10 protein-coding genes and 1 pseudogene are annotated in these 12,486 nt (G+C 43.4%); 5 read left to right on the forward strand and 6 right to left on the reverse strand.

Annotated elements, in window-relative coordinates:
• Positions 1-523 precede the first annotated feature (523 nt).
• Positions 524-829, forward strand: coding sequence for a hypothetical protein (locus tag F6K64_RS05815; RefSeq protein ID WP_287265059.1), 306 nt, complete (start codon positions 524-526; stop codon positions 827-829).
• Between the two features lie 482 nt (positions 830-1,311).
• On the opposite strand, the gene F6K64_RS05820 is transcribed toward F6K64_RS05815, so the two are convergent.
• On the reverse strand, positions 1,312-1,767 hold the full coding sequence (locus F6K64_RS05820; RefSeq protein WP_071102130.1) for a hypothetical protein: 456 nt from the start codon (positions 1,765-1,767) through the stop codon (positions 1,312-1,314).
• Between F6K64_RS05820 and F6K64_RS05825 the strand changes: the two genes are divergently transcribed.
• The 3 genes from F6K64_RS05825 (at position 1,766) to F6K64_RS05835 (ending at position 3,512) form a co-directional block, all read left to right on the forward strand.
• Positions 1,766-2,191, forward strand: coding sequence for a calcium-binding protein (locus F6K64_RS05825; RefSeq protein WP_071102129.1), 426 nt, complete (start codon positions 1,766-1,768; stop codon positions 2,189-2,191). The two genes, F6K64_RS05820 and F6K64_RS05825, sit on opposite strands and share 2 nt — an antisense overlap.
• A gap of 122 nt (positions 2,192-2,313) precedes the next feature.
• The gene (locus F6K64_RS05830; RefSeq protein WP_008178926.1) at positions 2,314-3,096 is read left to right on the forward strand and encodes a peptidylprolyl isomerase; all 783 of its coding nucleotides are present in this window, start codon (positions 2,314-2,316) and stop codon (positions 3,094-3,096) included.
• Between the two features lie 197 nt (positions 3,097-3,293).
• The gene (locus F6K64_RS05835; RefSeq protein ID WP_287265061.1) at positions 3,294-3,512 is read left to right on the forward strand and encodes a hypothetical protein; all 219 of its coding nucleotides are present in this window, start codon (positions 3,294-3,296) and stop codon (positions 3,510-3,512) included.
• Positions 3,513-3,725: 213 nt separating this feature from the next.
• Here F6K64_RS05835 and F6K64_RS05840 read toward each other — a convergent pair whose 3' ends face one another.
• The 5 genes and pseudogenes from F6K64_RS05840 to F6K64_RS05860 all read right to left on the reverse strand — a co-directional run.
• The gene (locus tag F6K64_RS05840) at positions 3,726-4,565 is read right to left on the reverse strand and encodes a hypothetical protein (protein ID WP_008178932.1); all 840 of its coding nucleotides are present in this window, start codon (positions 4,563-4,565) and stop codon (positions 3,726-3,728) included.
• Positions 4,566-5,789: 1,224 nt separating this feature from the next.
• Entirely contained in the window at positions 5,790-6,785 is a 996-nt protein-coding gene (locus F6K64_RS05845; RefSeq protein WP_044492206.1) for an NAD-dependent epimerase/dehydratase family protein, read from the reverse strand.
• A gap of 427 nt (positions 6,786-7,212) precedes the next feature.
• Positions 7,213-8,274, reverse strand: coding sequence for a uroporphyrinogen decarboxylase (gene hemE / locus F6K64_RS05850; RefSeq protein ID WP_008178937.1), 1,062 nt, complete (start codon positions 8,272-8,274; stop codon positions 7,213-7,215).
• A gap of 293 nt (positions 8,275-8,567) precedes the next feature.
• Positions 8,568-9,485, reverse strand: coding sequence for a S66 peptidase family protein (locus tag F6K64_RS05855; RefSeq protein ID WP_044492207.1), 918 nt, complete (start codon positions 9,483-9,485; stop codon positions 8,568-8,570).
• A 316-nt stretch (positions 9,486-9,801) separates the two neighbouring features.
• Positions 9,802-10,527, reverse strand: a pseudogene (locus F6K64_RS05860) (RNA-guided endonuclease InsQ/TnpB family protein); the annotation flags it as partial.
• Between the two features lie 372 nt (positions 10,528-10,899).
• On the opposite strand from F6K64_RS05860, the gene ffh reads away from it, so the two are divergent.
• Positions 10,900-12,339, forward strand: coding sequence for a signal recognition particle protein (ffh, locus tag F6K64_RS05865; protein WP_008178942.1), 1,440 nt, complete (start codon positions 10,900-10,902; stop codon positions 12,337-12,339).
• Positions 12,340-12,486 lie beyond the last annotated feature (147 nt).

The raw sequence follows: 12,486 nt of genomic DNA on the forward strand, positions 1-12,486 counted from the left end.
AGGGCAACGCGGCTACTGCTGAAGCTACTGCTGATGCCAAAGGTAAGGATAGTCTGGCTGAAACCATTACTGACGCTCAAGCCAATTCCTTCGGCTCTTCGGCAATTTCTCTTTCTGTAGCTTTTGTAAACTAATCTTAGTAGGGACTAATCGTAGTACCTGATTAGATTGCTGGGGGTAAGCATTTCTATCTAGGATAAATTCATCTCTAGATTTAGTGACCAATGTTTCCCCCTTAATTAAGGCAAATAGAAAGAGTAAATTTGGAAACAATTCCAATTAACTGGGTAAATACAAATAAAATGGAACGGAGAACCTGGAACAGAAAGGAAGGGTTTTCGTAACATTAGTTTACTAAAAACTATCAGTTAACAAAAACTAGAGATGCCCAGGTAGTTTAAAATGTAGTTTGAAATTAGGGATTTTGGGATAGGAACCCCCTTCTTATTCATAAAAGAATGCGAGGCTTATCTATCCTTATCATCAATCTAAGAGGCACAGCTATACAGGTAGAGGTTGATTAATGATTATTAATAACCTAGATTTTGTTCGGGAATATGCTCATAAAAGCTGGATTATAGGCGGTGCAGTTGCTCAGGCAAATACCAGAACACTTGCTAGAGCTGACGTGGCATTAGCAGAGGCTGATGCATTCGCTGATGGCGATCAAACCTCAGCAGTGACTGATACTGATTCAAGAGTAATAAATAGCAGGTTTTCTAAGAAGAGCATCGCCAAGGCGAGTGCTGATGCTGAGTCTAGGAAGAGGAAAGGAATTTTCCGGGCTAAGTCTGACAGTATATCTTTGTTTTTCGGTAGATATAGATAATACCGATTTTGGTAAATCCGGCTATAAATAAGGGTTTTCGGTAATTTTCGGTAATAGGTAAGGGAGACTAGGCGATGGGCGATGGTAACTAAAGTTTTTATCGCCTACCACCTAGCCCCTAGCTTGATAATTAGGAGGGAATCGAATTAGGAATGAAGGGGAAAAGATTTTCATTCCTTTTTTAGGTTGAGCCTAAACTCCCTAAACTCATGGATATTTAATTACCAATCAATTACCAATCAATTACCAATCAATTACCAGACAATTATCCGATGAGTGGAGCAGCCTTATAGAGACAGGTTAAAGGCTTAAGCTAATCACCATTTAATTGACATAGTTTTTGAATTGAGCGATTTTTGCTGACAGTTAACGGTTGACAGTTCGTAGGAATAAGACCTGTCCGTTCGTCTATAGACCAGTTAACACTCAACACTCCACACGCAACACTTAACACTCCACAAACCAGGTTCAACAGGTGCAGCTTAAGAATAATACACGGCTTGTAGCCGATTCAGAACCATGTTTGATTTAAACAGAACTTTAATCAGAACAATAACGTTTACATTTCCTCGTTTGAGCCGAATTGCAGAGAGGCTCAAAGAGAGGTTCACAAAGCCTATCACACAGAGCACCACAGACAGCATCCCAGACAGCATCCCAGACAGCATCACAGACAGCATCACAGACAGTATCCCAGAGAACCCTAGTGTAATTACTAGTTCAACTGCGACTACAAACAATTCTTCAAACAATTCTTCCAGAATCATCACAAACAATAGCCTCACTATCAATGGTAACGATGGTATTAGGATAGTAACTAACGACTCACAAACAAATAGCACAAATAGCAGTTTATCGAGTAATCGGTTGAGTTCAAGCAGTAGCAATGGCTTAATCAGCGGTGTGAGTGCAGGTGTAGGCTCCAATGTGATGAGCATGACTACTATTAATGGCAATAGCACAGTGCGGGGTACTCAGGGCAATGATGAACTAACTGGCGGAGATGGGGATGATGTCTTGATTGGTGGCTTTGGTACGGATACTCTCACAGGGGGCAACGGTAGCGATACATTTGTGCTGGGATTGGAAACAACTAGTCCGATAACTGACCCCTCTCTAGCTGATTTAATCACCGATTTCAATGCTGCTGATGGTGACAAGATTGGTTTGACTGGGGGACTATCTGGGGAGGACATCCTACTAGAGGTATTTGATAGCAATGGTAATGGCATTGGTGATGCCACTTTGGTGAAATTCAATAACGATATTCTAGCTGTAGTCAAAGAAACCGTCGATGGACAGGGTGCCACCACCCTAACTGATGCTGATTTCATCACAGTATCTGATGCAATTTTAGCATAAATTAGCATAAAATTGATAAGTAGTCGGAAGCACCCTATCCCTTACATCTGTTAACTCATCCGTTGCCCCATATATTGCCCGATTACCCGATCAGCTAAAATCTGAGCAAATAAAACCTAACCATGACTATTCTTTCTAGAGCATCCCTTGAACCACAGGAAATTACTGAGTTTCTGAAACGAGAAATCCAGCTAAAAGACGTCTCTGAGAAAATTTTGTATCAAAAAGTCATTAATCGAGCTGCTGTCGAAAGAAACCTAACCGTCACCGCCGAAGAAATTCAGGAAGAGGCAGATAAATTCCGTCACCAAAATCGCTTGGAGAAGGCTTCAGACACTCTAGCTTGGCTAGCCGATAATATGATTACTTCCGATGACTGGGAAGCCGGAATTCGCCAGCAATTGCTAGCTAAAAAGTTATCCAAATCTCTATTTGATAAAGACGTGGAAAAGTTTTTTGGTCAAAACCGACTAGATTTTGACCAAATCTTGCTCTATCAAATTATTGTAGCTAACGAGAAACTTTCCAAAGAACTCTTCTATCAAATTGAAGAAAAAGAAATTAGCTTTTATCAAGCCGCTCATATCTATGACATTGATGAGCAACGCCGACAGAAGTGCGGTTTTGAAGGGAAGCTTTACCGTTGGAATTTACGTCCAGATATAGCAGCGATTGTCTTTGGTGTACCTATTGGACAAGTGGTCAATCCGGTCAAAACTCCTCAGGGTTATCATATCTTGATGGTAGAAAGGTTTATCCCTGCTGAATTAACACCGGAAAGGTACGACGAGATATTGGATAGACTGTTTCAGGATTGGCTCAATCGTGAACTCAACTATATGCTTCATAGTGACACTATGGTTGATAAGGTTGAGAGTCAAACTGCGGAGGCGTTGGGTCAGTAGTGGAATGATTTAGGGTAATGGGTAATGGGTAAGTCAGCTATCAGTCGTCAGCTATCAGTCGTCAGCTCTCAGCTCTCAGCTCTCAGCTATCAGCTCTCAGCTCTCAGCTCTCAGCTCTCAGCTCTCAGCTCTCAGCTGATAGCTTACCCTTTAAAGTAGGTAAACCTCAATCAACAAAGCCATGGAGACATTAAATTATGATTCGCTCCGGGATAATCAGAAAATGGATAGTTTCACCAGATGGAAAGGTAGTAGTCCAAGCCGAAAGTAGGGCATTTGCATCTGGTGATCAAGTAAACACCAGTCAAGAGGTTACTGTGACCAGAGAGTCTGGCAGGAGTTATAGTAGAAGTTCCAGCTCTAGCTTTGCTTCTTCTACGGGAAAAAATAAGGGAGCAAAATCAGGAAAAAAATAAGGGAGCAAAATGCTCCCACTAGTGGTATTTTTGTCAACTAATGACTAATTATATCAAATCCGGTTGACTAATTATCATATTCCTGATCGGGGAATTAGTAATTGGTAATTTGGTAAGTATTAATGGGTAGTTAACGATTACTCATTACCGATTGCTTATGACCAACAATCCAGGAGTTGATAAGTGATTAACCGGACTTGATTATTAGTATGATTAATCCCTTAATAATTTTGACTTATCGGTAAAACTTTTAGTTTTTACTCGGTATCCAATGCTCAGTAAACCGAAGAAAAGTAAGCCTAGCAAGTTTGACGATTCAGGAGCTTTAACGGTTACCTTATTCGTTTTAGCTTCGACTAAGGTCAAATAAGTTGCTGTTTCGAAAGTGCGCTCATAATAACCCTGAACATCAGCCAGAGCAAATTCCTCTGTTCCTCCAAACAACTTAGTAAAGTCGTTATAAGCAAACACATTGTCACTGTGAGCAGACACAAGGAAATCATCATATCCTAGAGTCTCTAAATTACCAGAGAGAGCGAAGAAGTCGATGGGAGTACTCAAGTCATTGGTGTCATATAACTCGAAAACTACGGTGCCCTCGGCACTTGCACTTTCAGCAGGTGGATTGTCGATCATGGTGATTAGATCGAGAAAACCATTGAAATCGAAAGAAAAGGTTTCCCCTGCATCGACAAAGAAGTTGTAACCGATAAGTCCAGCAAAACTTTCCGCAATACCACGGTAGTTGCTTCCTTCACCCTCAGCGGTACTCAAAGATTTATTACGAGCTCGTTGTAGTGGATCGGGTGAATCAGGGTTAAAATTTGACTCCGCGTTCGCCTCAACAATCACCTCACCCCCAGTTGAAATCACAAAAGTGTCGGCTTCAGACATGGTAACCACTTCCAGAGGATCAGTACTAAAGTTTCTGAAGTCAAAGGATCCTTTAGACAAAGCGAAAGTAGCAGCCAAACTTGGTGCAGCAGCGAGAACGGAACCGGTTACTGTAGCGAACAGTAAGAATTTTTTAGCAATGGTTTTGTTCATTTTCATAATTTTCTGGGTGTTGTGGAATAAATTTCAAGCAGCGAAGTTTTTTTTAACTGCCTAAATTTGCGGTTCAATTTGGGAAATTTAAGGCACAATAATTGTTCTGATACTAGTGTTGTAATTGTTGTAATCAACAGTAAGCACAGATATTGATTGGTGCCAACACAAAATCCGGAAAATGATTATAAAGAATGGTAAAATTTTTACTTCATATCATTCTTTAGCCGGAAAAAATCCCTATTTATAGGTAAGTATTCAGATCAGGCAATGGCTGATAGCTGGTAAGCGTAGCATGCGCGTAGGGCGTTAGCTGACGGCTAAATACTTCCATTTATAGATTAAGAATAATCTAAAATTCGCTATTAATTATAAAGTCAGCGTAATTCTAAGTATAGATTATTTAAAGATTTTGTGAACTTAATTTACGGCAGTTAAATAATTTATCAAAAGCTTTGATTGGATGCTTAAACAGCTTTGAATAGCTTGTGTTTCATAATGGATAATAATTAATATGTAATCGTAAATCAACTAATAATTGCCAATTAAATTAAAAGATTACATGTCGGCTATAATCCTGAGATAGTCTGGATTTAGCCAATTAGTTTACGCAATTTATTAACCTGATTTTTATCCAACTTGGAGGGAATAATCAGGGATTTCTTTTTCAGTAATTTAGTTCTCAGTAATTAAAACTATGCTCATGATTGTCTAGGTATAGTTGTGGAGCATAGCGACCTTAAACCTAGAGCTGGTAATGATTTTGGGACGCTTGTCTCCCCCCCAGAGCAATTACCGATTATAATAATTAGTCAACCGGAGATGATAAGCGCGTTTGTATTTGAGATGTAAACCTAGAAGGTCTTTTTTTATTGGAAAATAAAACTCCGGATCTCTTGCCCCTCTTGCCTGCCCCCCTTACTAAGGGGGGTTAGGGGGGATTCCTCTTGCCTTTTGCCTTTTTCTGCAATACGTGTGTTTACAACCTAGATCCAAACGCTATAGTATTATTTTATTCAGAGAAATTTGTGGGTTAGATCAAGCTCGGTTAATCCCGTCGTTTATCCTAAGACTATCAACGAATTAAGCTAGGGTACTTGAGCCGAGTTATGGATCATTTGATGGTGTTATGTTAAAATTAAGCATAATTTATATTTCAGCAATGGAAAACTTAAAGACAACTTAACTAGGAGTCCTGTTTCTAGTTTAAAGTGTCACGATTTTAAAAATCTAATCTCTGCTAATGCCACTAACTTTGAGAACGTCAGTAAGTGTAGGACAGTAAGTCGGTAAACCAAAGGTGGTTGGATTAACGGGGTTGTGATAAATAAAATGTCGGTAATTCAAGGAAAACCGACTCCAAGGATCCATCTGAATCCGGAACAGCACAATAAAGATATTGGCAAGCCAGATAAACAATGGTAGGCGAAAATAAATTTGTTTACCAAGATACCTACAAACTTCTTCTACGGCTTGGTTAACACTCAACGGCTGACAACCCAAAACCAATCTACCGCTAGACATCCACTCTGGTTCTGCACTCAATGCTTGAGAAGGAGGATGATCAATCAGGTATCGCACCACCTGAGCAATATCTTGGGCGTGGATGAAGTGGAAACTGCCATCAGCTCTAAACCAACGAATCAAGTTAATCCATTTGACAATATCTGGGAGTCCCGATGACAGATGGGAGTAGGGTTTAGTTTCGTCTCCCCCCAGTACCAAGGTAGGAAAGAGGGTAGTAATCTTAGGAGCGGACGCTAATTGGGATAAGCGCTTGAGACAAGTGTATTTGGAATAGATATATTCTGTTCCAAGTTCACCGGCCTCTGTCAGTAATTGGTTATTCCTATCCAGTACGCTAGCAGTAGAGAAATAAATCACTTGCTCACAAACAGTAGGGTCAAGCAAGTTCATTAACTCGATAGTTTTGACAACGTTAATATCAAATGTTTCCTGTTGCCCTCCCCAAGCGGTTGCTGCCAGAATTGCCGCATCCATTGTCTTGAGCAAGTCACCAAAGTCTTCAATCTGCTGCAGGTCACCTTCTAGGATGGTAATGCCAGCACGCCTCTTGTCGCCACACTTCAAGTCGTCAAACTTGAATTTGTCAGGGTTTCTGACTAACAAATACAACTCATGGTCAGTTTCGAGACTTAAGGCTTCAGTGATGTAGTGACCAATGCAGCCACTAGCACCAGTTATAAAAATCCGCTTGGAGGTCATGGGATTTTGGATTTTCAATTCAATTATGTACTCCCGATCCTGACCTAACACTAACAAACAACTAGGTCAACTACTTCTAGGGGTACAAGAAGGTTTTGATCGAGTGAAGAACACTTCCTTGATTGTTGTGGTGATGCATCTTGAAGGATTCTATCCTTAGTCGTCTAATCAAGTATCTGCACTCTCAAGATATTTCTATAAGGTTGTTAATCTCATCCCCTTGAAGGGGATGAGACTGAAGCGAGGATTCCATTTAGTGGAGGGGCTACCTGGACAAGTAAACGTCTGCACCTTGAAAGCCCGGTCCAACTCTGACCGAAGGATACCCTAGGGAGGACTAGCGCTCCCCGAACCTATGACTGCTAGAGGGAGAAAATGGCACAGAATCTGGTTATCGATTCTCTACTCTCTCTTGTGTTATCGACTATTATGCATGAACAGCCATTAATTCATTTGCCTTTTTGGCAGTTTCAAAGAAGAATCTAACATTATCTTCTGGAGTGCCGGGTAAAACACCATGACCGAGATTTAAGATATGACCTTTGTTGCCAGCTTTGCGAATAGTATCGACAATGCGATCGCGAATAAAAGCTTGTGACCCAAACAGAACTCCTGGGTCGATATTGCCCTGGACTTTCATCTTATCACCCAATCTTGTTCTAGCTTCTGCCATGTCTACGGTCCAGTCTACGCTGACCATATCAACCCCCGACTGTCCCATGCGTTCAAGCACTCCAGCGCTACCACTGATATAGAGAATGAAGGGGGTATCTGGGTGAGTGGCTTTAACCTGCTGTACTACTCGCTGCTGATAGGGTAAGGCAAAGGTTTCGTAGTCTTGGGGACTCAGTTCACCTGCCCAAGAGTCAAACATTTGTATTACCTGAGCACCGCTATTGATTTGATAACGGACATAGATAGCGATCGCATCCGCTAGCTTACCCAAGAATTGGTGTAGCATAGCTGGTTGTGAGAAGGCCATCCCTTTAATGATGGAGTAATTTTTAGAACTTTTACCCTCAATCGCATAAGCGCCCAAAGTCCAGGGAGCACCGACAAAACCCAGCACTGCTGCCTCATTGCCCACTTCTTGCCGTAGCGCCTTCAAAATTTCCCGGATAAACCCAAATCTATCTAAATCCAACAGATGTAGCTGGTCAATTTGTTCCTGGGTACGAATCGGTTGGTTAATGATTGGCCCTTTACTTTCGACAATCTCAAACTCGATACCAATCCCTGGTAATGGAGTTAGAATATCAGAGAACAAAATCACTCCATCTGGTTGAAACGCTTTCCAGGGTTGTAGAGAAATCTCAATCGCGATGTCTGGATTTTCGGAGCGCTCGCGAAAACTCGGATACTTATCCCGCAAATCGCGATAAACCTTCATATAACGACCTGCCTGTCGCATCATCCACACAGGGGGACGGTCTAACACCTCACCACGAGCCGCCCTCAACAAATAAGGAACCTGGGTTGACCCAGCCATATGGTATCTATCCTATTATACTTTTTTAAGTGTATTTGTCAGCTTATCATGGTGGTATTCCCTTTACTCTCCTGATTTGAGAAGATTAAAAAAGTGTTAATAATAAGTTACATTCTAAGACGGTGCCTTCGTTAAACTGAGATCTTGCACCATTGTCATTAATCGTACGGTGGGCAGTAGGGTGGGCAGTGCCTACCAACGCGCTTTGCAAGCTTCATTATCTGTCTGGTGCACTGCCCACCCTACATGAACTGCTAACCTGCCAACTTTCAACCTGCTAACCTGCTAACCTGCTAACCTCCAACCCAACTCAAGGTCCCGACCTCAGCATCTAGTTCAACCAGCTGTCCGACAGGAAGGGCAGCGTTAACCCCATCGTGACCGAAAGGCAAGTCAGAGACAACCGGTATACCGAGATCCCAAATGCGATCGCGCAACACTTCCTCCACAGTCCAGCTAGGAACATCCTTGGGAGGAGCACAACGGCTAAACCGCCCTAACGCAATACCTTTCACCCCGGCCATTGCACCAATCATGCGCCACTGAGTCAACATCCGGTCAATGCGGTAGGGAGCCTCAGTTACATCTTCGAGAGCAAGAATCACCCCTGATAAGGAAGGTTGTAGGGGTGTACCGAGCAGATGAGTAGCAACCGTAAGATTAGCCGGTAGCAACACACCAGAAACTTTACCACCTCCCCAACCAACCCCTTTCAAGGGAGCTATGGGTCGTCCTTCCACCCAATCAAACAACCGATTGAGTGACCATTCCGGTTCACCAGCAATAGTAGTCAATAACGGACCATGAACACCGGAAACCCCTATCTGACCAAGACTCCACAGTAAAGCAGTAATATCAGAAAAACCAATCAACCACTTCAACTGTTCTGGCCATTGTTCTGGCCATGTCCAGTCTTCCAGAAGTCTAGCGCTACCATAACCTCCTCGACCACAGAGAATGCCCCGACATTGGGGGTCAAGACAGGCTTCGAGCAACTGTTGGCGTCGCTGACTATCAGTCCCAGCTAGGTAACCTTCCCTAGCGTTCCAGTTCTGTGGTAATTGGACATGGTAGCCACGGGATCGCCAAATCTCAATCCCCCGATTGAAAGCATCAACCTCACGCAAGGTTCCACTTGGCACAATTACTCGCAATACATCTGGCGGTTTTAATGGTGGTGGTAGCTGGCATAAAGAAAAACCAGCCATCATCTGTTGCACATAAAGTTGATTCACGCGCTCCGATACTTTTTAGCTACCAAAGTCTACCAAGATAGACCAAGGCTCGCCAATGCAAGATGCCATAGCATCCAGGGGGTATCTCCCAAAGCTCTCGGGAATATCCCGCGAGCGCCATAAAAATGTCAAAAAAGTTTAACACCGGGATTTAACCGCAACTATTAAAGCCTTGGTTTTCGGCTTTAATTTAAGTTACATAATAATCACTGTCGGTGTTACCCTAATTTAAGTGTAACAAATAATAAGAGTTTTTGGTAGACTCTGCGACATTTTATCTAGCTGTTTACTAACCCTTTTTCTTGTTTCTCAATTTGCGTTGCAGCAATCGTTGCTTGCTTTGCAAATCCACGAAAAAGCGAGGGCGTTCTACCAGTTCACCTGTCGATACAGCCAAGAACTTTTCGAGTCCCAAATCAATTCCGATCGGATCACCATCAGGCATTGGTTCAGGAACAGAAACATCGGCTTGCAGAATCAGCTGAGCGTACCAGCCCGACGATTTCAACACGACCCGAACTTGCTTGATCTCAAATCCTTCAGGAATAGGTCGATGCAAGTGGATCGGCACGGTTCCAATTTTCGGCAGTTTGATCTCAAATCCGTTGACAGGATTCGACTTGAACTGCGGAAACACAAACGAACGATACTGGCCCGACTTTTTGAATCGAGGAAATCCAAACCCTCTGTGTTGCATGAACTTGAACGACTTATCCAGTCGCTTCAAGGCATCTTGCCAAACTTGGGAGTGAACTGCCTTCAGTTGTCGAATCAACTTTTTGGCTTTGGTAAGAGCGTTCTGCTGTTTGTAGTAGTCAGGGTATGGCGTGTCAGCAGGGATGATGTATTCGAGTCTGATGCTGCAAGCATTGACCAAGCATTTACGCGAATTGATCCAGTCCTTACGCTCTGCCAAAGCATAGTTATATACGCGACGGCATTGCTCCAACCAGCCAAGCATTTTAGCTTCCTGGTCAAGTCCTGGATAGATTCGGTAGCTGTAGGTCAAGTTCAACATCCGTGTATTCTAACAGATTTACATCTTCTGTTAGAACCGATAGATAGTATGTCGATTTTCGGGGCATCGAACGCGCCCCGCGTCTCCAAAGGAGAAACCCCTCAATCGACCCGGGGTGTCCATGTATCCCGACGCTAACCTTTCAGGTACAGCGCGGGACTTATAGCCTCCCGAACCCCCCATTAGTTAACCGCTTAAATAAATGTTACGAATAGCCTAGGGCTGAATACTCACCTTACCGAAATATTGAACTAAAATCCCCAAAAGCGCTATCCTAGTAAGGTGTGTAGCTAAGATGTATAGACTATCAAAACTCTGGCGACCTAGTAAAGTAACCATAATAACAAAACCATCACAATTGACAATTGACGTATGTTTGATGCTCTCGCCGAACGCTTAGAAGATGCTTGGAAAAAACTACGGGGTCAGGACAAGATCTCTAGTTCTAACATCCAAGACGCCCTAAAAGAAGTGCGTCGCGCCCTCTTATCGGCAGACGTCAACCTACAAGTAGTCAAAGATTTCGTTGCTGAAGTAGAAGCGAAAGCACAAGGCAGTGAAGTCACATCAGGTGTTCGCCCTGACCAGCAGTTCATAAAAATAGTCTACGACGAACTGGTGCAAGTGATGGGGGAAACCAATGTTCCCCTAGCCCAAGCAGACACCCCACCAACCGTTGTGCTAATGGCTGGTCTACAAGGTACTGGTAAAACTACGGCTAGTGCCAAACTCGCTTTACATCTGCGTAAGCAAGAACGTAGCTGTCTGTTAGTGGCTACAGACGTGTATCGACCCGCAGCCATTGATCAATTAGTCACCCTCGGTCAACAAATTGATGTACCGGTGTTTGAGTTAGGTACAGAAGCTGACCCAGTAGAAATTGCTCGTCAAGGGGTAGAACGGGCAAAAGCAATGGCTATCGATACGGTAATTATCGATACAGCGGGACGACTGCAAATTGACCAAGAGATGATGGGAGAACTCTCCCGCATCAAAGAAACCGTCCAACCCCACGATACTCTACTAGTGGTGGATGCCATGACTGGTCAGGAAGCAGCAACCCTGACCCGCACCTTCCATGAGCAAATTGGCATTACTGGGGCAATTCTCTCCAAACTTGATGGGGATAGTCGTGGTGGTGCTGCCCTTTCAGTCAGGCAAATTTCAGGTCAGCCGATTAAATTTGTCGGGGTTGGGGAAAAGGTCGAGGCACTACAACCATTTTATCCTGACCGGATGGCATCCCGGATTCTGGGTATGGGGGATGTACTCACCTTGGTTGAGAAAGCCCAGGAAGAGATTGACATCGCTGATGCTGAACAGATGCAACAGAAAATGCTGGAAGCAAAATTTGACTTCAGCGATTTCTTGAAGCAGATGCGCCTGTTAAAGAACATGGGCTCCCTTGGTGGGTTGATGAAACTGGTTCCAGGCATGGGCAAACTCAGTTCTTCTCAACTTCAACAAGGGGAAACCAAGCTCAAGCAGTCCGAAGCTATGATTAGTTCCATGACCTCCGAGGAGCGTCGTAACCCAGATTTATTAGCTAGCTCTCCGAGCCGCCGCCGCCGCATTGCCCAAGGTTCTGGTCATACGGAAAAAGACGTCAGGGGTCTGGTGAGTGAATTTACCAGAATGCGATCGCTTATGCAGCAAATGGGTCAAGGTCAGATGCCAGCCATGGGGGGGTTAGGTGGTATGTTAGGTGGTATGGGTGGTGGAAATCCTCGTAATCAACCTGGTTGGCGTGGTAGTGGCTCTGGCAAGAAAAAGAAAAAAGCCAAGAAGAAGAAGGGATTTGGGGAATTATAGTAGAAGGTCAGCTAGTAAAAGGTTAGAAGGTTGTTCGCGTAGCGTGACCGAAAGGTCAAGGTTAGAAGGTTGAAGGTTAGAAAGTTGAAGGTTACCCTGAAGGTTAGCCTGTTGTTCGCCTTTGGCGTTCGGTGTAGGGTAGTTTAG

Source organism: Moorena sp. SIO3A2, from assembly GCF_010672265.1.
Classification (GTDB): Bacteria; Cyanobacteriota; Cyanobacteriia; order Cyanobacteriales; family Coleofasciculaceae; genus Moorena; species Moorena producens.